At 66.3% G+C, this 22361-nt stretch carries 22 protein-coding genes; 17 read left to right on the forward strand and 5 right to left on the reverse strand.

What is annotated here, in order from left to right; all coding sequences use genetic code 11:
- Window positions 1-17: 17 nt before the first annotated feature.
- The gene (locus tag ASE11_RS15820; protein ID WP_056273540.1) at window positions 18-881 is read right to left on the reverse strand and encodes an amidohydrolase family protein; all 864 of its coding nucleotides are present in this window, start codon (window positions 879-881) and stop codon (window positions 18-20) included.
- 148 nt (window positions 882-1029) lie between these two features.
- Between ASE11_RS15820 and ASE11_RS15825 the strand changes: the two genes are divergently transcribed.
- From ASE11_RS15825 to ASE11_RS15880, 12 genes are all read left to right on the forward strand, one after another.
- Window positions 1030-1818 (forward strand): crotonase/enoyl-CoA hydratase family protein, encoded by a 789-nt coding sequence (locus ASE11_RS15825; RefSeq protein WP_056273544.1) that lies wholly within the window; start codon window positions 1030-1032, stop codon window positions 1816-1818.
- 5 nt (window positions 1819-1823) lie between these two features.
- A complete protein-coding gene (locus tag ASE11_RS15830; RefSeq protein WP_235501319.1) occupies window positions 1824-3689 on the forward strand; it encodes a feruloyl-CoA synthase in 1866 nt (621 codons plus the stop codon).
- A 12-nt stretch (window positions 3690-3701) separates the two neighbouring features.
- On the forward strand, window positions 3702-4949 hold the full coding sequence (locus ASE11_RS15835) for a thiolase family protein (RefSeq protein ID WP_056273548.1): 1248 nt from the start codon (window positions 3702-3704) through the stop codon (window positions 4947-4949).
- Window positions 4950-4965: 16 nt separating this feature from the next.
- Window positions 4966-5730: an SDR family NAD(P)-dependent oxidoreductase gene (locus tag ASE11_RS15840; RefSeq protein WP_056273551.1), complete on the forward strand. Its 765-nt coding sequence runs from the start codon at window positions 4966-4968 to the stop codon at window positions 5728-5730.
- Window positions 5727-6146 carry an acyl-CoA thioesterase gene (locus ASE11_RS15845; RefSeq protein ID WP_056273553.1) on the forward strand — a complete coding sequence of 140 codons (420 nt, stop codon included), beginning with the start codon at window positions 5727-5729 and terminating at the stop codon, window positions 6144-6146. Before ASE11_RS15840 ends, ASE11_RS15845 begins: the two co-directional genes overlap by 4 nt.
- A gap of 37 nt (window positions 6147-6183) precedes the next feature.
- Window positions 6184-7269, forward strand: a complete 1086-nt coding sequence (locus tag ASE11_RS15850; RefSeq protein WP_056273555.1) for an ABC transporter substrate-binding protein — start codon at window positions 6184-6186, stop codon at window positions 7267-7269.
- 159 nt (window positions 7270-7428) lie between these two features.
- Complete coding sequence (locus ASE11_RS15855) at window positions 7429-8469, forward strand: branched-chain amino acid ABC transporter permease (protein WP_056273557.1); 1041 nt, start codon at window positions 7429-7431, stop codon at window positions 8467-8469.
- A gap of 1 nt (window position 8470) precedes the next feature.
- A complete protein-coding gene (locus ASE11_RS15860; RefSeq protein WP_056273560.1) occupies window positions 8471-10240 on the forward strand; it encodes an ABC transporter permease subunit in 1770 nt (589 codons plus the stop codon).
- A gap of 1 nt (window position 10241) precedes the next feature.
- Window positions 10242-10982, forward strand: a complete 741-nt coding sequence (locus tag ASE11_RS15865; RefSeq protein ID WP_056273563.1) for an ABC transporter ATP-binding protein — start codon at window positions 10242-10244, stop codon at window positions 10980-10982.
- The gene (locus ASE11_RS15870) at window positions 10979-12694 is read left to right on the forward strand and encodes an acyl-CoA dehydrogenase family protein (protein ID WP_056273568.1); all 1716 of its coding nucleotides are present in this window, start codon (window positions 10979-10981) and stop codon (window positions 12692-12694) included. The genes ASE11_RS15865 and ASE11_RS15870 overlap by 4 nt, the downstream gene beginning before the upstream one ends.
- A 2-nt stretch (window positions 12695-12696) precedes the next feature.
- Window positions 12697-13239 carry a MarR family winged helix-turn-helix transcriptional regulator gene (locus tag ASE11_RS15875; protein ID WP_082585772.1) on the forward strand — a complete coding sequence of 181 codons (543 nt, stop codon included), beginning with the start codon at window positions 12697-12699 and terminating at the stop codon, window positions 13237-13239.
- 142 nt (window positions 13240-13381) lie between these two features.
- Window positions 13382-13723 (forward strand): winged helix-turn-helix transcriptional regulator, encoded by a 342-nt coding sequence (locus ASE11_RS15880; RefSeq protein WP_056273571.1) that lies wholly within the window; start codon window positions 13382-13384, stop codon window positions 13721-13723.
- Between the two features lie 100 nt (window positions 13724-13823).
- Here ASE11_RS15880 and ASE11_RS15885 read toward each other — a convergent pair whose 3' ends face one another.
- Window positions 13824-14660, reverse strand: coding sequence for a fumarylacetoacetate hydrolase family protein (locus ASE11_RS15885; RefSeq protein WP_056273574.1), 837 nt, complete (start codon window positions 14658-14660; stop codon window positions 13824-13826).
- A 157-nt stretch (window positions 14661-14817) separates the two neighbouring features.
- Between ASE11_RS15885 and grpE the strand changes: the two genes are divergently transcribed.
- From grpE to dnaJ, 3 genes are all read left to right on the forward strand, one after another.
- The gene (grpE, locus tag ASE11_RS15890; RefSeq protein ID WP_056274279.1) at window positions 14818-15384 is read left to right on the forward strand and encodes a nucleotide exchange factor GrpE; all 567 of its coding nucleotides are present in this window, start codon (window positions 14818-14820) and stop codon (window positions 15382-15384) included.
- A 95-nt stretch (window positions 15385-15479) separates the two neighbouring features.
- A complete protein-coding gene (dnaK, locus tag ASE11_RS15895; RefSeq protein ID WP_056273576.1) occupies window positions 15480-17405 on the forward strand; it encodes a molecular chaperone DnaK in 1926 nt (641 codons plus the stop codon).
- A 101-nt stretch (window positions 17406-17506) separates the two neighbouring features.
- The gene (gene dnaJ / locus ASE11_RS15900; RefSeq protein ID WP_056273580.1) at window positions 17507-18640 is read left to right on the forward strand and encodes a molecular chaperone DnaJ; all 1134 of its coding nucleotides are present in this window, start codon (window positions 17507-17509) and stop codon (window positions 18638-18640) included.
- Window positions 18641-18647: 7 nt separating this feature from the next.
- Here the strand turns inward: dnaJ and ASE11_RS15905 are convergent, their stop codons facing one another.
- The 3 genes from ASE11_RS15905 to ASE11_RS15915 form a co-directional block, all read right to left on the reverse strand.
- Window positions 18648-19004, reverse strand: coding sequence for a DUF5329 domain-containing protein (locus ASE11_RS15905; protein WP_156406375.1), 357 nt, complete (start codon window positions 19002-19004; stop codon window positions 18648-18650).
- 23 nt (window positions 19005-19027) lie between these two features.
- Window positions 19028-19426: a GNAT family N-acetyltransferase gene (locus ASE11_RS15910; protein WP_414842459.1), complete on the reverse strand. Its 399-nt coding sequence runs from the start codon at window positions 19424-19426 to the stop codon at window positions 19028-19030.
- An 89-nt stretch (window positions 19427-19515) separates the two neighbouring features.
- Window positions 19516-19785 (reverse strand): hypothetical protein, encoded by a 270-nt coding sequence (locus tag ASE11_RS15915; protein WP_056274287.1) that lies wholly within the window; start codon window positions 19783-19785, stop codon window positions 19516-19518.
- Window positions 19786-19966: 181 nt separating this feature from the next.
- Here ASE11_RS15915 and ASE11_RS15920 point away from each other — a divergent pair, with 181 nt between their 5' ends.
- Together ASE11_RS15920 and ASE11_RS15925 are read left to right on the forward strand one after the other, a co-directional pair.
- Window positions 19967-20959: a ZIP family metal transporter gene (locus tag ASE11_RS15920; protein WP_156406376.1), complete on the forward strand. Its 993-nt coding sequence runs from the start codon at window positions 19967-19969 to the stop codon at window positions 20957-20959.
- 32 nt (window positions 20960-20991) lie between these two features.
- Window positions 20992-22356 carry an MBL fold metallo-hydrolase gene (locus ASE11_RS15925; protein WP_056274289.1) on the forward strand — a complete coding sequence of 455 codons (1365 nt, stop codon included), beginning with the start codon at window positions 20992-20994 and terminating at the stop codon, window positions 22354-22356.
- The last annotated feature ends 5 nt before the right edge of the window (window positions 22357-22361 follow it).

The raw sequence follows: 22361 nt of genomic DNA on the forward strand, positions 1-22361 counted from the left end.
GATGAGCGTGGGGGCGTTCATGCCAGACCCAGAAGCCGCACCGCATTGCCCTTCAGGATGCCGGGCATCACTTCGGGTTTGAAGCCCGCCACCTCGAAGTCTTTCATCCAGCGTTCGGGCGTGATCAGCGGGTAGTCGCTGCCGAACAGGATGCGATCCTTGAGCAGCGTGTTCGCGTACTGCACCAGTTGCTTGGGGAAGTACTTCGGGCTCCAGCCCGAGAGGTCGATCCACACATTGGGCTTGTGCGTGGCCACGCTGAGCGCCTCGTCCTGCCACGGAAAACTCGGGTGAGCCATCACGATCTGCATGTCGGGGAAATCGATCGCCACGTCGTCCAGGTGCATGGGGTTGCTGTACTCCAGCCGCAGGCCACCGCCGCAGCGCATGCCCGAGCCGATGCCGCTGTGCCCAGTGTGGAAGATGGTGGGCAGCTTGTGCGCATTGATCACCTCGTAGATCGGCCAGGCCATCTTGTCGTAGGGGTGGTAGCCCTGCACCGTGGGGTGGAACTTGAAGCCCTTGACACCCTCTTCCTTGATGAGGCGTTCGGCTTCGCGCGCGCCCATCTTGCCCTTGTGCGGATCGATGCTGGCGAAGGCGATCATCATGTCGCTGTTCTCGCGCGCGGCTTGCGCGATCTCTTCGTTCGGAATGCGCCGGCGGCCCAGCTGCGACTCGCTGTCCACGGTGAACATCACCAGACCGATCTTCTTCTCGCGGTAGTAGGTCACCGTCTCGGCGATGGTGGGTCGGCGGTTGCTGCCGAAGAACTTGTCGGCCGCGCGGTCGTACTCCTCGCCATAGTTGTCGAAGGGGTTGCGACAGCTCACTTCGGCGTGGGTGTGGATGTCGATGGCGATCAGGTTTTTGTGGTCCATGGTTGTCTCTCGGTGGTGGGTCAGACCTAGGGAAAACACGGGGGTCGGTCGGACGGGTTTGGCTTGTTTTGGTTATTGTTTATAACCATAATCAGCCCTCGATTCAAGCGAAAAAACCCCGAACAAGCGGCCGACGCCGACACCCGACATGCCCATCCATTCAACCGACATCAGCCTGAGCCTGCAAGGCGCATCCAGCGAAATCGCCGTCATCACGCTCAACCGCCCGGCCAAGCGCAACGCGCTCAACGACGGCCTGATTCTCGCGTTGCGCGACATCTTTCAGGCCATGCCGCACGGCGTGCGCGCCGCCGTCATCCACGGCAGTGGCGACCATTTCTGCGCCGGCCTCGATCTCTCCGAACTCAGCGAACGCGACGCCGGCCAGGGCCTGCACCATTCACGCATGTGGCACAGCGCGCTGGAGTGCGTGCAATACGGCCCGGTGCCGGTGGTGGCGGCCCTGCATGGCGCGGTGGTGGGGGGTGGCCTGGAACTGGCCAGCACCTGCCACATCCGTGTGGCCGACGAGTCGGCCTTCTTCGCGCTGCCTGAAGGCTCGCGCGGCATCTTCGTGGGCGGCGGCGGCTCGGTGCGCATTCCGCGCCTGATCGGCGCCGCCCGCATGGCCGACATGATGTTCACCGGCCGCGTTTACAAGGCACCCGAGGCCGAACGCATCGGTCTCACGCAGTACCTGGTGCCCCAGGGCACGGCCTTGGAAAAAGCCATGGAGCTGGCCGGGCGCATCGCGCAGAACGCACCGCTGACCAACTACGCGCTGATGCACGCGCTGCCGCGCATCGCCGAACAACCGGCCGACCAGGGCTACCTCACCGAAGCCATGATGGCCGCCATCGCGCAGAGCGACCCCGAAGCCAAGACCCGCGTGCGTGCCTTCCTGGAAGGCCGAGCAGCCAAAGTCAGCAAGGACTGAGCGCCATGAGCCAGAACCCGACCATGGCCCGCTACCGCCCCCTCACCTTCGGCGTCACCCGCGCCACCCTGCGCGATGGTGCCCAGGGCACGCACTACCTGCGCGCGGACCAGGATCTGCCGCCCTTCCCCGAACGCATCACCGACCGGCTGGTGCACTGGGCAAAAACCCGCCCCGACCAGACGGTGTTCGCGCGCCGCACGAAGAACGCCGACGGCAGCACCGGCGACTGGCGCCACATCACGTTTGCGCAGGCACTCGACGCCGCGCGCCGCATCGGTCAAGGCCTGATCAACCGGGGCCTCTCGACCGAGCGCCCGGTGCTGATCCTGAGCGAGAACGACCTCGAACACGCGCTGCTCGCGCTGGGTTGCGTCTACGCCGGCATCGCGTACTGCCCCACCTCGCCCGCCTACTCGCTGGTGAGCCAGGACTTCGACAAGCTGCACCACGTGGTGAAGACGCTGACACCCGGCCTGGTGTTCGCCAGCGACGCGCAGCGCTACAGCCGCGCCATGCTGGCCACGCTGGGTGATGGCGTGGAGCTGGTGACGACCGAAGGCACCGTGCCCGGCCGCGCCACCACCGCGTTCGCAGACCTGCTGGCCACAGAAGCCACGCCAGCCGTCGATGCCGCCATGGCCGCCACCGGAGCGGACACCATCGTCAAGTTCCTCTTCACTTCGGGCTCGACCAAGATGCCCAAGGCCGTGATCAACACCCAGCGCATGTGGTGCGCCAACCAGCAGCAGATGATGGCGTCGATGCCGGTGCTGGCCGAAAGCCCTCTGGTGCTGGTGGACTGGCTGCCCTGGAACCACACGTTCGGCGGCAACCACAACGTGGGCATGGTGCTGTTCCACGGCGGCACGCTCTTCATCGATGACGGCAAGCCCACGCCCGCACTCATGGGCGAGACGCTGCGCAACCTGCGCGAAATCGCGCCCACGGTGTACTTCAACGTGCCCACCGGCTTCGAGGCGATCGCCAATGCCATGAAGACCGACGAGGCCTTGCGCAAGACCCTGCTCTCGCGCGTGCGGATGTTCTTCTACGCCGGCGCCGCGCTGGCACAACCGGTGTGGGACGCCCTGCACGCGGTGCAGGAGGCCGAGATCGGCGAGCGCGTCGTCATGGGCACCGGCCTGGGCATGACCGAGTCCAGCCCCTTCGGCATCTTCGTGACCAGCCCAGACGTGAAAGCTGGCGACCTCGGCCTGCCCACACCGGGCCTGGAGCTCAAGCTGGTGGACACCGACGGCAAGACCGAGGTGCGCTACAAGGGCCCCAACATCACGCCCGGCTACTGGCGCATGCCGGCCGAGACGGCCGAGGCCTTCGACGAAGAAGGTTTCTTCAAGACCGGCGACGCGGTGAAGTGGATCGACGAGACCGACATCCACCAGGGTCTGAAGTTCGACGGCCGCATTGCCGAGGACTTCAAGCTGGCCACCGGTACCTTCGTGAGCGTGGGCCCGCTGCGCGCGAAGATCATCGCGGCCGGCGCGCCCTACATCCAGGACGTGGTGATCACTGGCCTCAACATGAAGGAAGTCGGCGCCATGGTGTTCCCCACGCCGCTGGTGCGCACCCTCGCCGGCATGCCGTCCGAGGCGCCGATGCACGACGTGCTCAACAGCGAGCCGGTGCTCGCGCACTTCCAGCGCGTGGTGACCGAACTGGCCAAGACATCCACCGGCAGCGCCAGCCGCATCGCGCGCCTGTGCCTGCTGGCCGACCCACCCACCATCGACCGCGGCGAGGTCACCGACAAGGGCTCGATCAACCAGCGCGCGGTGCTGGCCCACCGCGCCGAAACCGTTGAACGCCTGCACGCCGACACGCTGCACGCGATCCTGAAACCCCAGTAGAGACAAGACAACATGGCATCCCGCGGATTCTTCAACGCCTTCGACGACGTCTGGCTGCTGGCCGGCGTGCGCACCCCCATGGTGGACTACTGTGGCGCGCTCGGCCACATCTCGCCCACCGACCTCGGCATCAAGGCCGCACGCGAGGCGCTCGCCCGCGCCGGCGTGCCGGGCGAGCACATCGGCTCGGTGATCGCGGGCAACATGGCGCCCGGCGACTTCGACCAGTTCTTCCTGCCGCGCCACATCGGCCTGTACGCCGGCGTGCCGGTGGAGGTGCCGGCCATCATGGCGCAGCGCATCTGCGGCACCGGCTTCGAGCTGTTCCGCCAGGCCGGTGAACACATCCAGGGTGGCGCCTGCGACGCCGCGCTGGTGGTGGGCACCGAGAGCATGACGCGCAACCCGATTGCCGCCTTCGACCACCGCACCGGCTTCAAGCTGGGCGCGCCGGTGGGTTTCAAGGACTACATGTGGGAGGCGCTGAAGGACCCGGCGGCCGGCATCAACATGATCCAGACCGCCGAGAACCTGGCGAAGCAGTACGGCATCACGCGCGAAGAGGTGGATGCGTTCGCCTCTGCCTCCTTCGCCAGGGCCGTGGCCGCGCAGGAAAGCGGCTTCCTCGCCGGCGAGATCGTGCCGGTGGTCAGCGAGAAGTTCGAGCTGGCCGGCTACAAGGCGCGCGGCATCAAGCTGCAGGGCAAGCTCACCGAAGTCACCACCGACACCCACCCGCGCGTCTCGCCGGTGGAGGTGCTGGCCAAGCTGCGCGCGGTGTTCGACGGTGGCGTGCAGACCGGCGGCAACAGCTCGGCGCTGGTGGACGCGGCCGCGGCCTGCGTGATCACGTCCGGCAGCTACGCGAAAGCCAATGGCCGGAAACCGCTGGCCCGCGTGGTGGCCGCATCGGCCGTGGGCGTGCCGCCCGAGATCATGGGCATCGGCCCGGCACCCGCCATCCGCCTGCTGCTCGAGCGCACCGGCCTGAAGCTGAGCGACATCGGCCGCTTTGAAGTGAACGAAGCGCAAGGCGCGCAAACGCTGGCCGTGGCGCGCGAACTGGGCATGGACCTGGACCGCCTCAACGTCAACGGCGGCGCCATTGCGCTCGGCCACCCGCTGGCGGCCACCGGCGTTCGCCTCACGCTCACGCTGGCGCGCGAACTGCAACGCAGCGGCCAGCGCTACGGCATCTCCAGCGCCTGCGTGGGCGGTGGCCAGGGCATGGCCCTGTTGATAGAAAACACTGAAGCATGAACACAAGGACAACACCATGAACATTCAAGGACACGCCGCCCTCGTCACCGGTGGTGGCTCGGGCCTGGGCGAAGCCACGGCGCGCGAACTCGCGCGCCTGGGCGCCAAGGTTGCGGTGCTCGATGTGAACCTGGACAACGCCAGGCGCGTGGCCGGCGAGATCAACGGCATTGCCTGCCACTGCGACATCACCAACACCGACAGCCTGCAAGCCGCCATGGACGAGGCTGCCGCCGCCCACGGCCCGGCGCGCATTCTCATGAACATCGCCGGCATCGGCAGCGCCAAACGCGTGGTGGGCAAGGACGGCTCGGCCGCACCACTCGAAGACTTCGCCAAGGTGGTCACGGTCAACCTGATCGGCACCTACAACGCCAGCCGCCTGTTTGCCGCCGCCTGCGCCAAGCTCGATCCGCTGGAAGACGGCGAACGCGGCGTGATGGTGTTCACCGCCAGCGTGGCCGCGTTCGACGGTCAGGTGGGCCAGCAGGCCTACAGCGCGTCCAAGGGTGGCCTCGTGGGCATGACGCTGCCAATGGCGCGCGACCTCGCGCAGCACGGCATCCGCGTCTGCACCATCGCGCCGGGCCTGTTCTCCACGCCGCTCATGCGCACCCTGCCCGAGCCGGTGCAGGCCTCGCTGGCGGCGAGCATTCCGTTTCCGCCGCGCCTGGGCAAGCCCGAGGAGTTCGCCGCTCTCGCCGCGCACATCGTCACCAACACACACCTAAATGGCGAAGTGATCCGCCTCGACGGTGCCCTGCGGATGGCCCCTCGATGAGCAAAGTCGTCGTTTACGAGGTGGAAGTGATGTTCGGCGATTGCGATCCGGCCGGCATCGTGTTCTTTCCGAATTTCTCGAAATGGATGGACGCGTCCTCGCTGAACTTCTTCAAGCAGTGCGGCGTACCGCCCTGGCGCGAGACAAAAAAAACGCGCGGCATCGTGGGCACGCCGCTGCTGGAGATCCACACCAAGTTCATGCGCCCGGCCACCTACGGCGAACGCCTGCAGATCCACACCAGCGTGACCGAATGGCGCGAGAAGGTGTTCATGCACAAACACGTGGTCAAGCGTGGCGACGATGTGCTGTGCGAAGGCACCGAGACGCGCGCCTTCGTGATCCACCCGCCCGAAGCGCCCGAGCGCATCAAGGCCATTCCCGTGCCCGAGGACATCAAGGCCCTCTGTTCCTGATCCCGTTCCCCAACCACCACCCAGAAGGAGACATTCCATGAAAGCCGTCAAAACCCTCGTTGCCCTGGCCATCACGGCACTGGGCTGCACCGCCGCGCTGGCGGACATCAACATCGGCGTGAGCCTCTCGCTCACCGGTCCCGGCTCCGGCCTGGGCATCCCGATGCAGAACCAGCTCAAGCTGTTTCCCTCCACCATCGCAGGTGAAAAAGTCAACCTCATCATCCTCGACGACGCGAGTGATCCGGGCAAGGGCGCGGCCAACGCCCGCCGCTTCGTGACCGAGGACAAGGTCGACCTCATCATCGGATCGTGCCTGACCCCGGTGGCTGCGGCCATGACCCCTGTGGTCACTGAAGCCAAGACGGTGCAACTGGCCGCTTCGCCGGTGGGCGTTCCCCCGGGCGCCGACCACTGGATGTTCCGCCTGCCACAGGGCAACGACGTGATGGCGCATGCCATGGTCGAACACATGAAGAAGCAGGGCATCAAGTCCATTGGCTTCCTCGGCTACACCGACGCCTACGGCGAGCTCTGGCTCAAGGCGATCACGCCGCTGGCCGAGAAGGCCGGCATGAAGGTGCTGGCCGTCGAGCGATTCGCCCGCGCCGACACCAGCGTCACGCCGCAAGCCCTCAAGCTCAGCTCGGCCAACCCCGACGCCATCCTGGTCGTGGCTTCCGGCTCCGGCGCGGCGATGCCGCACAAGGCCATCGTGGAGCGCGGCTACAAGGGAAAGATCTACCAGACGCACGCGGCCGCCACACCCGACCTGGTGCGCATCGGTGGCAAGGACGTGGAAGGTTCCTTCGTCGTCTCGGGGCCGGCCGTCATCGCCGAGCAGTTGCCCGAAGCCCATCCGTCCAAGAAGCTGGCGGTGGACTTCGTCACCAACTACGAAAAACTGATGGGCCCCGGCACACGCAACCAGTTCGCCGGCCACAGCTACGACGCCGCCATTGCCCTGAACAAGGCCGTGCCGATCGCGCTCAAGAGCGGCAAGCCCGGCACGCCCGAGTTCCGCACCGGCTTGCGCGACGCCTTCGAAACCATGGGCCGCACCGTGTTCTCGCATGGCGTGATGAACTGGACCAAGGAAGACACACGGCCTTGTGGCGTCTGACCGAGCGGGTGCAGCGTCCAGCCTGCGCCGCTGACGCGGCTTCCTCCCTCTCTGGCGCGCCTTCGGCGCTGGGAGGGGGGACGGCATCTCGGGCCGGCGGAGCCGGACCCTTGTCGCCCCTGATCTCAAGAGCGCTTCTTCTTTTCGTTAAGGCTTTTCATGGACTTCTCGATTGCCAGCATTCTTTTGCTGGACGGCCTGACCAACGGCGCGGTGTATGCGCTGCTGGGACTGGCCATCGTCCTGGTGTTCACCGTCACCCGGATCATCTTCATTCCCCAGGGCGAGTTCGTCGCGTACGGCGCGCTCACCCTGGCCATCTTTCAAACCGGCAAGGTCCCCGGCACCGTGTGGTTGCTGTTGCTGCTGGCCGGCGTTGCCGCGTTGATGGAGCTGGCCGGGCGCTGGCGTCACCAGCGCAGGGCCTTGCCTGCACTCAAGGCCGCTGGCCGCACGCTGGTGCTGCCCGCGCTGGTCTCGGGGGTGGCCATCTGGGCCGCACCGCAACAGTTCCCGCTCTGGATACAAGCCGCGCTCAGCGTGGCGGTGGTCACGGTCTACGGGCCGCTGGTGTACCGCGTGGCTTACCAGTCGCTGGAGAGCGCCACGCCGCTGGTCTTGCTGATCGTCTCAGTCGGCGTGCACTTCGCCATGACCGGCCTGGGCCTGCTGTTCTTCGGCGCCGAGGGTTTCCGCAACCCGGCGTTCTGGGAAGAGCGCTTCACCATCGGCCCGGTCATGCTGTCGGGCCAGGCCATCATCACCTTTGCCGCCACGGTGGCCTTGATCGTCATGCTCTGGCTGTACTTCGAACGCTCGCTGCGCGGCAAGGCGCTGCGCGCCATCGCAGTGAACCGCACCGGCGCGCGCCTCATGGGCATTTCCTCGCAGGCTTCGGGTCAGCTCACCATGACCATGGCGGCCTTCATCGGCGCGCTCTCGGGCCTGCTGATCGGCCCCACCACCACCGTGTTCTACGACTCGGGTTTCCTGATCGGTCTCAAGGGCTTCGTGGCAGCCGTTGCCGCCGGCCTGTCCAGCTACCCGGGTGCCTTGCTGGCTGCGCTGGGCGTGGGCGTGATCGAAGCCTTCGGCTCCTTCTGGGCCAGTGCCTTCAAGGAAGTGATCGTGTTCACCCTCATTCTTCCGGTCCTGCTGTTGCGCTCGCTGCGAAGCAAGCATTCCGACGAGGACCACTGACATGCTCCGCATCCAACACCTCGGCCTGCTGATCCTCGCCGCCGCGATCCCGTTGATCGCGGTGCTTCCCCTGCCCGACTTCTGGATCACGCAGCTCAACTACATCGGCATGTACAGCATGACGGTGCTGGGCCTGATCCTGCTCACCGGCGTGGGCGGCCTCACCTCGTTCGGGCAGGCGGCCTTCGTCGGCATCGGCGCCTACACCACGGCCTGGCTCACGCTCAACCTCGGCATGTCCCCGTGGCTCACGCTGTTCATCGGCATGGGCCTCACCGCCGGCAGCGCGCTGCTGGTCGGGTTGATCACGCTGCGCATGTCGGGGCACTACCTGCCGCTGGCCACCATCGCCTGGGGCCTGTCGCTCTACTACCTCATGGGCAACCTGGATGCGCTGGGCAAATACGACGGCCTGCTGGGCATCCAGAGCCTGTCCATCGCCGGGTACGACATCGGCCAGGGCCGCGCCTTCTTCGTGCTGACATGGTTCATCCTGCTGGCCTTCGTGGCGGCCCTGCTGCACCTGCTGGACTCGCGCCCGGGCCGTGCCATCCGCTCGCTCAAGGGCGGCTCGCAGATGGCCGAGGCCATGGGCATCAGCACCTTCCGCTACAAGGTCACGATCTTCGTGCTCGCCGCGCTGTTCGCCTCGGTCGCGGGCTGGCTGCTCGCGCACTTCCAGCGCACGGTCAACCCCTCGGCCTTCGGCCTGAAGATGGGCATCGAGTACCTGTTCATGGCGGTGATCGGCGGTGTCGGCCACGTGTGGGGCGCGATCGTGGGCGCCGGCCTGATCCGCGTGCTCGAGGACCAGTTGCAGGTGCTGCTGCCCAAGCTGATCGGCACCAGCGGCAGCTACGAGGTGATCGTGTTCGGCATCTCGCTGGTGGTGGTGCTCAAGTACCTGCCCGACGGCCTGTGGTCCATGGTGGGCAAACGCATGCCGCAGAAGCCGCGCACGGTGGACTGGCAAAATGCTGCCGCCCTGCCCGAGCGCCCCAAGCCCGCGGCGGGCGCGCTGGTGCTCGACGTGCAGAAAGCGCGCATGCAGTTCGGCGGCCTGGTGGCGGTGAACGACATCAGCTTCCAGATCCACGCTGGCCAGATCGTGGGCCTGATCGGCCCCAACGGCGCCGGCAAGTCCACCACCTTCAACCTCATCACCGGCGTGCTGCCCGCCACCAGCGGCGAGGTGCGGTTCCAGGGCGGCAACGTGATCGGCAAGCCCTCGCGCGCCATCGCGCAACTGGGCATGGCGCGCACCTTCCAGCACGTGAAGATGATCCCGGACATGACGGTGCTGGAGAACGTGGCGCTGGGCGCCCACACGCGCGGGCGCAAGGGCGTGCTGCCAGCGATGCTGCGCGCCAACCGCAGCGAGGAACGGCAGCTGTTCCGCGAAGCGCAGCGTCAGCTGGAACGCATCGGCATGGGCGCTTACCTGCACGAACAGGCCGGCAACCTCGCGATGGGCCCGCAGCGGCTGATGGAGATCGCGCGCGCTCTCTGCGCCGACCCGACCTTGCTGCTGCTCGACGAGCCCGCGGCCGGCCTGCGGCACCAGGAGAAGCAAGCCCTGGGCGGCGTGTTGCGCCAGCTCAAGGGTGAAGGCATGAGCATCCTGCTGGTGGAACACGACATGGACCTGGTGATGCAGATCTGCGACCACCTGGTGGTGATGGAGTTCGGCACCCTGCTCACGCAGGGCCCACCCGAGCAGATCCAGCAAGACCCGAAGGTGCGCGCGGCCTACCTGGGAACGGAGCATTGAAATGACCAACCCCATTCTTCAAGTCAAAGGCCTGCGCGCCGGCTACGGCCGCGCCGAGGTGCTGCACGGCATCGACATCCAGGCCCAGCCGGGCGGCGTGATCACCGTCATCGGCCCCAACGGCGCGGGCAAGTCCACGCTGCTCAACACGCTCATGGGCATCCTGCCCGGCCAGGGAAAGATCGAATTCCGCGGCCAGGACATCACCGCGCTCACCCTTGAAGAGCGCGTGATGAACGGCATGGCCCTGGTGCCCGAGAAACGCGAACTCTTCGGCTCCATGCCGGTGGAAGACAACCTGCTGCTCGGTGGTTTCCGCCAGATGCGCCTGGGCAATGCGAAATGGCGCGGCAAGCTCGATGACGTCTACAGCATCTTCCCGCGCCTGCAGGAGCGCCGCACCCAGCTCGCCGGCACGCTCTCGGGCGGTGAACGCCAGATGCTGGCGGTGGGCCGCGCCCTCATGTCCAGCCCCGACCTGCTGATGCTCGACGAACCCAGCCTGGGTCTGGCGCCGCTGATCGTGCGCGAGATCTTCGCCATCATCGAACGGCTGCGCCAGACCGGCGTGACCATCGTGCTGGTGGAGCAGAACGCACGCGCCGCGCTGCAGGTGGCCGACCATGGCTATGTGCTGGAAATGGGCGAACTCAGCGCGCAGGGCCCGGCCGGCGAACTCGCCAGCGACCCGCGGGTGATCGAGACTTACCTGGGTAGCGCGCGAAAGACGACAACCGTATGAATGCCTACCACCCCCACGCCGCCGACCACGCCTTCGTGCTGTTCGACGTGTTGCTCGCGCACGAGCACCTGGCCGAACTGCCGGCCATGGCCGAACACGCCGACACCGCCCTGCTCACCCAGGTGATCGACGAGGCAGGCAAGTTTGTGGGCGACGTGGTGGCGCCGCTCAACCGCAGCGGCGACGAGATCGGCGCGCAGTGGAAGGCAGGCGCCGTCACCATGCCGCCGGGCTTTCGCGACTCGTATCAGGCCTTCTGGCAAGCTGGCTGGCCCTCGCTCGCCTGTGCCACCGAAGACGGCGGCCAGGGCCTGCCCACCGTGGTGGAGGCTGTGCTGCACGAAATGCTCAACGCTGCCAACCACGGCTGGACCATGGCGCCGGGTCTGCTGCACGGGGCCTACGAATGCATCCGCCACCACGGCTCCGATGCCCTGAAAGCGCGCTACCTCGAAAAGCTGGCCACGGGCGAATGGCTCGCCACCATGTGCCTGACCGAGCCACACGCCGGCAGCGACCTGGGTCTGGTGCAGACCAGGGCCATGCCGCTGGCCGACGGGCGTTTTGCGCTGTCGGGCACCAAGATCTTCATCTCCGGCGGTGAACACGATCTGAGCGACAACATCGTGCATCTGGTGCTCGCGCGCCTGCCCGATGCGCCGCCTGGTCCCAAGGGTTTGTCGCTGTTCCTCGTGCCGAAGTTTGAAACGGACGGCACGCGCAGCGCGGTCCACTGCGAGCGCATCGAAGAAAAGATGGGCATCCACGCCAGCCCCACCTGCGTGATGCGGTTTGACGAAGCCGCCGCGTCCATCGTGGGCGAACCCGGCAAGGGCTTGAACGCGATGTTCGTGATGATGAACGCCGCGCGCCTGCTGGTGGGCCTGCAGGGCATCGGCCTGCTCGACGCTGCCTGGCAGAAGGCGAACGCTTACGCGCAGGAGCGCCGCCAGATGCGCGCTCCCGGCAGCGGTAGCAAGGCCGGTCAAGCCGATGTCATCGCCTTGCACCCCGCCATCCAGCGCACCCTGGGCACCCAGCGCGCCTGGATCGACGCCGGGCGCGTGATCGCCTACCGCACCGCGCTTGAACTCGACACACAGAAACACCACCCCGACACCGCGCGCCGAGAAGCCGCCGCGCGCTGGTGCAGCCTGGTCACGCCGGTGCTCAAGTCGGCCTGGACCGAGCAGGCCTTCAGCGGCGCAAGTGCCTGCCTGCAGGTGTTCGGCGGCCACGGCTATGTGCGCGAGTGGGGCATCGAGCAGCACGTGCGCGACGCGCGCGTGGCGATGATCTACGAGGGCACGAACGAAATCCAGGCGATCGACCTGCTGGTGCGCAAGACCCTGCCCGACGGGGCGAGCGCGCTGCAAACACTGCTGGGCGAACTGGCGGCAGACAGCGCGCCAGACCCCCGAACCCGGCAGGCGCTCCAGGCCTTCAGCGCTTTCGTGCGCGAGCAGGTCGTGCCGCAAACCAGCGCGGGTGACACGGCGCCCGGACAGCCGTTCTGGCTGGCCGACGATTTCCTGCGCGCACTGGCCTTGCTGCTCATGGCCTGGGCCTGGGGCCGCCTGGCCGCAGCGCCCAACGTCGATGCCAGCGCGCACGCGGACTTCTGGCGCTGGGTGTGGCCCGAATTCGACATGCGCATGGCCATGATGAAAACCACCTTGTCGGTCGGGCAGCCCCGCCCGGCTATGCTCTGACGATGCCTGAAACCTCCACCGCCAACGCCATGCGCCGCCCCCGTGGGCCGCGCAAAAACGCCGCGGGCGACAGCCTGCAGCTCGACGTCGGAACGGGCAACGCAGCGGGCGATGCGCGCGAGGTCGACACCTCGTACCTGGAGACCCTGCTGGGCTACAACGCCCGGCGCGCGGCGCTCACCATCATTGCGCTGTTCCTGCGCCGCATGGAGCCCTACGACCTGCGGCCGGTGGACTTCTCGGTGCTGACCGTGGTGGCGCACAACCCCGGCGTGACCTCGCGCCAGATCTGCGCGGCGCTCGACATCCTGCCGCCCAACCTGGTGGGCATGGTCAAGGCGCTGCACAAGCGCGGCCTGATCGAGCGCCAGCCCCACCCCACCGACCGGCGCGCCCAGGGCCTGCACCTCACCCCGGCCGGGCAGCGCCTGCATGCCCAGGCTCAGACCACGGCAACCAACCTGGAACAGGAAGCCACTCACACACTGAGCGCGGCCGAACTGCAGACCCTGACCGACCTGCTGCGCCGGGTCTACCGTCGCTAGACCCTGGCAATCCGGGTAAATCCGTAGCGTGTGCCTTTGCGCCACATTGCTGCATTGCACGCAGCTAGCAAACTGGTAGCACCCTGGCTTCGTGTCTATAGTTCTCATTCGGGCTTTCGCCAGGCCTCCCAGGAGAATCCGCATGAGTGCCAAAGACAACGCTGCCGTGATCCAGCTCTTCGACCTGCTCGAATCGCGCTACGCCATGCGGGTGATCTGGGCCCTCTCCGACGGACACCCCCAGACCTTTCGTCTGCTGCAGGACAGCGTGGGCGGCGTGACCCCCAACACCCTCAACACCCGCATCAAGGAGCTGCGAGCGGCGCGGCTGGTGGACCACAGCGGCCACGGCTACCGCCTCACGCCCCAGGGTGCCGAGCTGGCGCGCCGCCTGAGCGATGTGCAGCAGTTCGCCACCAAGTGGTCACACCAGCAGGCGCGCGTGGCGGCCAGCGCCACCTCGCCGCACCAGCCGGGCGCTTGATTCGGACGGTTCAACCCAGGCATACCAGTGGAACTGGCTTTGCCAGGCCACAGGTGTGGTCCCCCCTTCAGGGGGGAAGACGCGAAGCGGCGCAGGGGGGTCACACAACCACCTGCCGCTGTTCCCCGAGGCCACGCGCGCCCAGCGTCACCACATCCCCCGCCTTCAGGTACATCGGCGGCTTGTGGCCCATGCCCACGCCAGGTGGTGTGCCAGTGGGAATCACGTCGCCGGGTTGCAGCGCCATGAAACGGGAGAGATAGCTCACGATGGTCTTCACGCCGAAGATCATGGTGCGGGTGTTGCCGGTCTGGCGGCGCTGGCCGTTCACATCCAGCCAGAGGTCCACGTCCTGCGGGTCGCCCAGCTCGTCCGGCGTCACCAGCCACGGGCCCAGGGGGCAGTGCGTGGGGTAACTCTTGCCCTTGGCCCACTGTCCTTCATATTCCATCTGGTAGGCGCGCTCGGACACGTCGTTGACCAGGCAGAAGCCGGCCACGAAGTCCAGCGCATCGTCTTCGCTCACGTGGAAGGCGCGCCGGCCGATCACGATGCCCAGCTCCACTTCCCAGTCGAGCTTCTGCGCGCCTGGAGGCAGCCACACGTCGTCGTTGGGACCACAGACCGCGCCACTGTGCTTGTTGAACACGATCGGTTGGCTCGGCGGCTTCAAACCGGCCTCGGCCGCGTGGTCGGCGTAGTTCAGGCCGATGCCGATCACGTTGCCCACACCCCCCACGCAGGCGCCAAACCGCGTGCCCGCCGGTACAGCGGGCAGGCCGGTCGGGTCGAGCGCGGCCAAGCGGGCCATAGAATCACGCCCCAGGGTAGCCGGGTGGATGTCGGCCACCAGCCCCGAGAGGTCGCGCAGCGTGCCGCTGGCGTCGATCAGACCGGGTTTTTCGGCACCCGCGGGTCCATGGCGAAAGAGTTTCATGGGTTCAACCTGTTGAGTCGTCAGTTGGAAAGGGGCCGATTGTGACCCCCGCCCCGTCAAACGCCTGTCGCCTCCTTGAAACCGGGCCATGCGCCCCCATGTGCCTGCCTGCGGCCAGCGCTGCCCATTTTTTTCAAAAACTTTTCCATTCATTTCCATGAGCCAAGACAACCAGCCCGCTGACAACGCCGCCCCGCAGCACAGTGCGCCCCTGAGCCCGGAAGAAGCGATGGCGGCCGCCGCGGTGGCCGAGGCCGAGGCCCTCAACGCCCTGACCCACGAGGTGGCCACGCTCAAGGCGCAAAACGCCGACCTGGCCGAGCAGTTCCTGCGCGCCAAGGCCGAGGCCGAGAACATCCGCCGCCGCGCCGACGAAGAGATCAGCAAGTCGCGCAAGTTCGCGGTCGAGAGCTTTGCCGAGAGCCTGCTGCCCGTGGCAGACAGCCTGGAGGCCGGCCTGGCGATCTCCGAGGCCACGCGCGAACAACTGCGCGAGGGCTCCGAAGCCACGCTCAAGCAGCTCAAAAGCGCGCTGGAGCGCCATCGGGTGATGGAGATCAACCCGGCGGGCTCGGCGAAGTTCGACCCGCACCAGCACCAGGCCATCAGCATGGTGCCGGCCGAGCAGGAGCCCAACACCGTGGTGAGCGTCCTGCAAAAAGGCTATTCCATTGCCGACCGCGTGCTGCGCCCGGCCCTGGTCACGGTCACCGCGCCCAAATAAGCATTCGGTGCGGTCGCGCTCTTGAAAAGAACCCGACTTATCCACACCTCATCCACATCGTTTTCAACAATCTTTTTTCTAGACGGAGCAACAACATGGGACGAATCATCGGCATTGACCTGGGCACCACCAACTCTTGCGTGTCCATCATGGAAGGCAACACCACCAAGGTGATCGAGAACTCGGAAGGTGCGCGCACCACGCCCTCGATCGTGGCTTACCAGGAAGACGGTGAAGTGCTGGTGGGCGCCTCCGCCAAGCGCCAGGCCGTGACCAACCCGCGCAACACGCTGTACGCGATCAAGCGCCTGATCGGTCGCAAGTTCACCGAGAAGGAAGTGCAGAAGGACATCAACCTGATGCCCTATTCCATCGTGGCGGCCGACAACGGCGACGCCTGGGTGGAAGTGCGCGGCAAGCAGATCTCGGCCCAGCAGGTCAGCGCGGACATCCTGCGCAAGATGAAGAAGACCGCCGAGGACTACCTGGGCGAGCCGGTCACCGAAGCCGTGATCACGGTGCCCGCGTACTTCAACGACGCGCAGCGCCAGGCCACCAAAGACGCCGGCCGCATCGCCGGCCTCGATGTGAAGCGCATCATCAACGAGCCCACCGCCGCGGCACTGGCCTTCGGCCTGGACAAGCAGGAAAAGGGCGACCGCAAGATCGCTGTGTACGACCTGGGTGGCGGCACGTTCGACGTGTCCATCATCGAAATCGCCGACGTCGATGGCGAGAAGCAGTTTGAAGTGCTCTCCACCAACGGCGACACCTTCCTGGGCGGCGAAGACTTCGACCAGCGCATCATCGACTACATCATTGGCGAGTTCAAAAAGGACCAGGGCGTCGATCTGTCGAAAGACGTGCTCGCACTGCAGCGCCTGAAAGAAGCCGCCGAGAAGGCCAAGATCGAGCTCTCCAGCTCGGCCGCGACCGACCTGAACCTGCCCTACATCACCGCCGATGCCTCGGGCCCCAAGCACCTGAACATCAAGCTCACGCGCGCCAAGCTCGAAGCCCTGGTGGAAGAGCTGATCGAGCGCACCATCGCGCCTTGCCGCATGGCCATCAAGGACGCCGGCATCAGCGTCTCCGACATCCACGACGTGATCCTGGTCGGCGGCATGACCCGCATGCCCAAGGTGCAGGAAAAGGTCAAGGAATTCTTCGGCCAGGAACCGCGCAAGGACGTGAACCCCGACGAAGCCGTGGCCGTGGGTGCCGCCATTCAGGGCCAGGTGCTCTCGGGTGACCGCAAGGACGTGCTGCTGCTTGACGTGACCCCGCTGTCGCTCGGTATCGAGACCATGGGCGGCGTCATGACCAAGATGATCCAGAAGAACACCACGATCCCGACCAAGTTCGCGCAGACCTTCTCGACCGCCGAAGACAACCAGCCCGCCGTGACCATCAAGGTGTTCCAGGGCGAGCGTGAGATCGCATCCGGCAACAAGCTGCTGGGCGAATTCAACCTCGAAGGCATCCCTGCTTCGCCGCGCGGCATGCCGCAGATCGAGGTGTCGTTCGACATCGACGCCAACGGCATCCTGCACGTGGGCGCCAAGGACAAGGGCACCGGCAAGGAAAACAAGATCACCATCAAGGCGAACACAGGCCTGTCCGAAGCCGAAATCCAGCAGATGGTGAAGGACGCCGAGCTCAACGCGGCCGACGACAAGAAGAAGGTCGAACTCGTGCAGGCGCGCAACCAGGCCGAGGCCATGGTGCACAGCGTGAAGAAGAGCCTGGGCGAACACGGCGACAAGCTCGAAGCGGCCGAGAAGGAAGCCATCGAGGCCGCCCTGAAGGACGCGGAAGAAGCGGCCAAGGGCGAGGACAAGGAAGCCATCGAAGCCAAGACCGAAGCGCTCATGACCGCCAGCCAGAAACTGGGTGAGAAGGTGTATGCCGCCTCCCAAGCCGAGCAGGCGGCCACCGCCGAGAGCGCGCCGCAAGGCAACAGCAAGGCGAACGACGACGATGTCGTCGACGCTGAAGTCAAGGAAGTGAAGAAGTCCTGATCGGCTGAAGCTTTTCGATCATCCGCCGCGTCAGGGCAACCTGCCGCGGCGTTTGTGTTCCAACCGAACCCCCTGGGGGCTGTTCCCTCCCCCTAAAGACCATGGCTAAACGCGATTTTTACGAAGTGCTGGGCGTGCCCAAGAACGCCGCAGACGAAGAAATCAAAAAGGCGTATCGCAAGCTTGCGATGAAGCACCACCCCGACCGCAACCAGGGCGACGCATCCAAGGCGGCGGAAGAGCGATTCAAAGAGGCGAAAGAAGCCTACGAGATGCTTTCTGACCCGCAGAAAAAGGCGGCTTACGACCAGTACGGCCACGCCGGCGTGGACCCCAACCTGCGCGGCGGCGCGGCCGGCGCCGAGGGCTTCGGCGGATTCTCGGAGTCGTTCGGCGACATCTTTGGCGACATCTTCGGTGGCGCGCGTGGCCAGCGCAGCGGCCGCCAGGTTTACCGCGGTGCCGACCTGTCGTACGCCATGGAGATCTCGCTGGAAGAAGCGGCCGGCGGCAAGGAAACGCAGATCCGCATCCCGAGCTGGGACGACTGCGAAACCTGCAGCGGCACCGGTGCCAAGCCCGGCACCAGCGTGAAAACCTGCAGCACCTGCCACGGCCAGGGCTCGGTGCAGATGCGCCAGGGCTTCTTCAGCGTGCAGCAGACCTGCCCGCAATGCAGCGGCACCGGCAAGATCATTCCCGAGCCCTGCCCCACCTGCCACGGCCAGGGCAAGATCAAGAAGCAGAAGACGCTGGAGATCAAGATCCCCGCCGGCATCGACGACGGTCAGCGCATCCGCAGCACCGGCAACGGCGAGCCCGGCCAGAACGGCGGCCCGTCAGGCGATCTCTACATCGAAGTGCGCCTGCGCAAGCACGACATCTTCGAACGCGAAGGCGATGACCTGCACTGCCAGGTGCCGGTGAGCATGACGGTGGCCGCCCTGGGCGGCGAGATCGACGTGCCCACGCTCGCGGGCAAGGCCACCATCGACCTGCCCGAAGGCACCCAGAGTGGCAAGACCTTCCGCCTGCGCGGCAAGGGCGTCAAGGGTGTGCGCAGCAGCTACCCCGGCGACCTGTACTGCCACGTGGCGGTGGAAACGCCGATCAAGCTCACCGAGCACCAGCGCAAGCTGCTGAAGGAGCTCGACGAGTCGTTCCGCAAGGGTGGCCACAAGCACAGCCCGAACGACAAGGGCTGGTTCGAGAAGGCGAAGTCGTTCTTCAGTTGATCTGAAGTCAGGGCGGTGTGCCGCGCGAGGTTGCGCGAACGGTGTTGAGTTGGTCGCTCAACCACCGACGGCTCTCGACCGGCGCATCGTTGCCGCACCTGACTTGATAAGGCCGGCCCGAGAGGCTGCTGCGGGACGCGGCGAGTTCGATGAACTGCTCCGCGCTCTGCACGGTTCCCTTCTTCTCGATGTACTCGAGCTTGCGCAGCAGGTGGGCCTTGGCCCGCGCGCCATCATGCCAGGTGCCGTTGCGCTGGTACCAGCAAGTCGAGGCTTCGAGGCGGTTCAGGATCGCTTCGATTTCCGCACGCACCGGTGCGGGGGTGGGTTCGGCGAAAGCAATACAGCACACCAATGCCTGCATGGCGAGAAATCCGTGACAACACTTCATGCCAGATCCCCGGCCTCACGAGCGATGTAGCCTTGCTTCAACGCCATGTCCTGATTCTCGAAGATGGCCATGGCGGTGTTCATTCGCCTGAACCCGAGCTTGCCGTAAAACGACTCTTTGCCCGGCACCGCGTAGAGGATGATTTTTCGGTGTCCGCTCGATGCGGCCACCAGCCTGGTGATGATCTCCTTTCCAAGGCCGGTTCCCTGGTGGCTGGGCAGAACAGCCACATCGCAGATGTACGAGCAATCCGCTCCATCGGCGAGCGCTCTTCCGACACCGACCAGCCGCCCTTCGTCGTAGGCAAGGCAACGGAACATGCTGTTGGAGAAAACCGTCTTGAGCCAGGCCGGGCTCTTGTTGCCGAGCGGCGCCGCCAGGTAGAGCGCGGACAACTCGTCCCAATCCAGGGTGTCAAGTGATTCGGACCAGCAAATGGGCACGGTGTCTCTTCTGATGTTCGAGGCCAGCAACGGCCGGCACGTCAACCTTTGAATTCCTGATCGCTGCGCTGCGCATCCGCAAGCTGTTCGTCCAGCGATTGGCGGTATTTGATACAGCCTCGAATGAACTGCGGCCAAGCCGGGACTTCCAGCGATGGAGCGACCCTCTCCGGCAACAGCGACCACAGAGCGGGATGGTGCCAGCACAGGTCATGGCCACTGGCATCTCGATGAGATCGAATGGCATCACGCAGCTTTCTGACCTCTGCAACGAGTTGTTCGCGCGACCGGGATTCAAGATCCTCGTCCATAGCAGCCTCCATAGTCGAGTGAGCCTTTTGCCCTTGCTGAGAAACCACCGCCAGCCGTGCACTGTATCGGCATCTGGCCAGTCTCCCTTCTCTGACTATCTCCTTCATTGCCAGCATCGATTGGCCTCAACCAATAGCTTTTGCCAAACTACCCACTCTTTCGATTCAAGCAGGAGTGTTCGTGGCCCAACTGATCCGACAAGTCCGCCCCGTCTGGGCCCAGATGCAGCAACTGGAGCTGCCGGTGCCGCCGCACGCCCTGCGCAACGCCCTCTTTGCTCTGGGCACCGGTCTGTTGGCGATGGCCGGCCTGGCCTCACTCAGCACGTTCTGGGCGCCCACACGCGCCTGGTGGGACGCCGCCGAACACGGCAGTGCCATGGCGGCGGGCGTGCAGGCCTCGTTGCTGGCGGCTGTGGCCACCGCCGTGGGTGCCTTGCCGGTGTTTCTGGTGCAGCGCGTGAGCAAGCTGCAGGAAGCGGCGTTGATGTCGTTCTCGGCCGGCATCATGCTGGCCGCTGCCATCTTCGCCTTGCTGCTGCCTTCGCTGGACGCAGGGCAGGCGCTGTTCGGTGGTCGAGTCGGTGCTGCCGCGCTCGGCGGCGTGGGCCTGGCGCTGGGCATGGGCCTCATGCTCGCGGTCGACCACTTCACGCCGCACGAACACGCGGTGCTGCCGCCCGCCGCGCACGGCCACACCACCGCGCACACGGCCAACGCAGCGCAAGGCGCCAGACTCATGGTGCTGGCCATCCTGATCCACAACGTGCCCGAGGGACTTGCGGTGGGCGCGGCCTATGCGGGCGTCGGCGAGGCGGGGGGCTCGCAGGCGGGTGCTTCCGTGGCGCTGGCCATCGGGCTGCAGAACATGCCCGAGGGCCTGATCGTGGCGATGGCTTTGCGCACGCTGGGCCGCGGCGCGGGCCAGGCCTGGGGTGTGGCCGCGCTCACGGGCCTGGCCGAGCCGCTGGGCGCCATCGTGGGCCTGGTGGTGCTGGGCAGCGTACCGGTGTTCTACCCACTGGGCCTGGCGCTGGCGGCGGGTGCGATGCTGTTCGTGGTGAGCCACGAGATCATTCCCGAGACGCACCGCAACGGCTTCGAGACCATGGCCACCGGCACTTTGCTGGCAGGCTTCATCTTCATGCTGCTGCTGGATGCGGCGCTGAACTGACCACCAAAAGTGCGGGGCGTAAGATGCCCCGCATGAGCGTACACATCCGATTTCTGGGAGGCGCCGGCACCGTCACCGGCTCCAAGTACCTGGTCGAGCACGATGGCCAGAGCCTGCTGGTCGACTGCGGCTTGTTCCAGGGCTACAAGCAGCTGCGGCTGCGCAACCGCGACCCGCTGCCGGTGTTGCCCAACCACATCGGCGCCGTGCTGCTGACCCACGCGCACCTGGACCACAGCGGCTACCTGCCGCTGCTGGCCAGGGAGGGGTTTCACGGCAAGGTGTGGGCCACGCCGGCCACACGCGATCTGGCGCAGATCCTGTTGCCCGACAGTGGCCACATTCAGGAAGAAGACGCGGCCTTCGCCAACCGCAAGGGTTTCTCCAAACACGCGCCCGCGCTGCCGCTCTACACCGAGAGCGATGCGCTGCAAAGCCTCAAGCTGTTTCGCGCCGTGGCCATGCACCAGGCTTTCGAGCCGTTGCCGGGCTGGACAGCGCACTTCTCGGGCGCGGGCCACATCCTGGGCGCGGCCAGCCTGCTGCTGGAAGTGGGTGGTCGGCGCATCCTGTTCTCGGGTGATCTCGGGCGACCCGACGACGCCCTGATGCTCGCGCCCGACGCGCCACCCGCAGCCGACGTGGTGCTGTGCGAATCCACCTACGGCGACCGCGACCATCCCGACGAAGACGTGATCGCCGAGGTTGGCCCGGCCCTGGCGCGCGTGTGCGCGCGCGGCGGTTCGGCCGTGGTGCCGGTGTTTGCGGTGGGCCGCGCACAGGCCTTGCTGCACGCCATTGCACAGCTCAAGGCGTCTGGCCAGTTGCCGCACAGCCTGCCGGTCTACCTCGACAGTCCGATGGCCATCCACAGCACCGAGCTGTTTGCGCGCCACCTGGGCGAGCACCGGCTGAACGCGCAGCAGTGCCACGCCATGGCGCAGGTGGCGAAGATGACGCGCACGGCCGACGAGTCCAAGGCGATTGCGCGCCAGCACGGCCCCAAGGTGATCCTGGCCGCCAGCGGCATGGCCACCGGCGGGCGCGTGTTGCACCACCTGGTCCAGTACCTGGGCGATCACCGCAACATGGTGCTGCTCACCGGCTACCAGGCCCCCGGCACCCGCGGCGCCACGCTGGCCAACGGTGGCGCCCAATTGCGGATCCACGGGCAAGACCTGCCGGTGCGCGCCGAGATCGTGCAACTCAAATCCGCCTCGGCGCATGCCGACGCCGGGCAACTCATGGCCTGGCTGCGCGCCCTGCCCCGTCCACCGCGTCGCGTGTTCGTCACGCACGGCGACATGGAAGCTTCCGACCGGCTGCGCCACCGCATCGAAACCGAGCTGCGCTGGCAGGCACTCGTTCCGGAACATGGCAGTACGTGGGCCGTCTGAAACAC

Source organism: Hydrogenophaga sp. Root209, from assembly GCF_001428625.1.
GTDB lineage: Bacteria > Pseudomonadota > Gammaproteobacteria > Burkholderiales > Burkholderiaceae_C > Hydrogenophaga.

Excerpts from the sequence above, each read along its gene's own strand:
- ASE11_RS15820 (WP_056273540.1), bottom strand. The coding sequence starts at position 881 with ATGGACCACAAAAACCTGATCGCCATCGACATCCACACCCACGCCGAA.
- ASE11_RS15825 (WP_056273544.1), top strand. The coding sequence starts at position 1,030 with ATGCCCATCCATTCAACCGACATCAGCCTGAGCCTGCAAGGCGCATCC.
- ASE11_RS15830 (WP_235501319.1), top strand. The coding sequence starts at position 1,824 with ATGAGCCAGAACCCGACCATGGCCCGCTACCGCCCCCTCACCTTCGGC.
- ASE11_RS15835 (WP_056273548.1), top strand. The coding sequence starts at position 3,702 with ATGGCATCCCGCGGATTCTTCAACGCCTTCGACGACGTCTGGCTGCTG.
- ASE11_RS15840 (WP_056273551.1), top strand. The coding sequence starts at position 4,966 with ATGAACATTCAAGGACACGCCGCCCTCGTCACCGGTGGTGGCTCGGGC.
- ASE11_RS15845 (WP_056273553.1), top strand. The coding sequence starts at position 5,727 with ATGAGCAAAGTCGTCGTTTACGAGGTGGAAGTGATGTTCGGCGATTGC.
- ASE11_RS15850 (WP_056273555.1), top strand. The coding sequence starts at position 6,184 with ATGAAAGCCGTCAAAACCCTCGTTGCCCTGGCCATCACGGCACTGGGC.
- ASE11_RS15855 (WP_056273557.1), top strand. The coding sequence starts at position 7,429 with ATGGACTTCTCGATTGCCAGCATTCTTTTGCTGGACGGCCTGACCAAC.
- ASE11_RS15860 (WP_056273560.1), top strand. The coding sequence starts at position 8,471 with ATGCTCCGCATCCAACACCTCGGCCTGCTGATCCTCGCCGCCGCGATC.
- ASE11_RS15865 (WP_056273563.1), top strand. The coding sequence starts at position 10,242 with ATGACCAACCCCATTCTTCAAGTCAAAGGCCTGCGCGCCGGCTACGGC.
- ASE11_RS15870 (WP_056273568.1), top strand. The coding sequence starts at position 10,979 with ATGAATGCCTACCACCCCCACGCCGCCGACCACGCCTTCGTGCTGTTC.
- ASE11_RS15875 (WP_082585772.1), top strand. The coding sequence starts at position 12,697 with ATGCCTGAAACCTCCACCGCCAACGCCATGCGCCGCCCCCGTGGGCCG.
- ASE11_RS15880 (WP_056273571.1), top strand. The coding sequence starts at position 13,382 with ATGAGTGCCAAAGACAACGCTGCCGTGATCCAGCTCTTCGACCTGCTC.
- ASE11_RS15885 (WP_056273574.1), bottom strand. The coding sequence starts at position 14,660 with ATGAAACTCTTTCGCCATGGACCCGCGGGTGCCGAAAAACCCGGTCTG.
- grpE (WP_056274279.1), top strand. The coding sequence starts at position 14,818 with ATGAGCCAAGACAACCAGCCCGCTGACAACGCCGCCCCGCAGCACAGT.
- dnaK (WP_056273576.1), top strand. The coding sequence starts at position 15,480 with ATGGGACGAATCATCGGCATTGACCTGGGCACCACCAACTCTTGCGTG.
- dnaJ (WP_056273580.1), top strand. The coding sequence starts at position 17,507 with ATGGCTAAACGCGATTTTTACGAAGTGCTGGGCGTGCCCAAGAACGCC.
- ASE11_RS15905 (WP_156406375.1), bottom strand. The coding sequence starts at position 19,004 with ATGCAGGCATTGGTGTGCTGTATTGCTTTCGCCGAACCCACCCCCGCA.
- ASE11_RS15915 (WP_056274287.1), bottom strand. The coding sequence starts at position 19,785 with ATGGACGAGGATCTTGAATCCCGGTCGCGCGAACAACTCGTTGCAGAG.
- ASE11_RS15925 (WP_056274289.1), top strand. The coding sequence starts at position 20,992 with ATGAGCGTACACATCCGATTTCTGGGAGGCGCCGGCACCGTCACCGGC.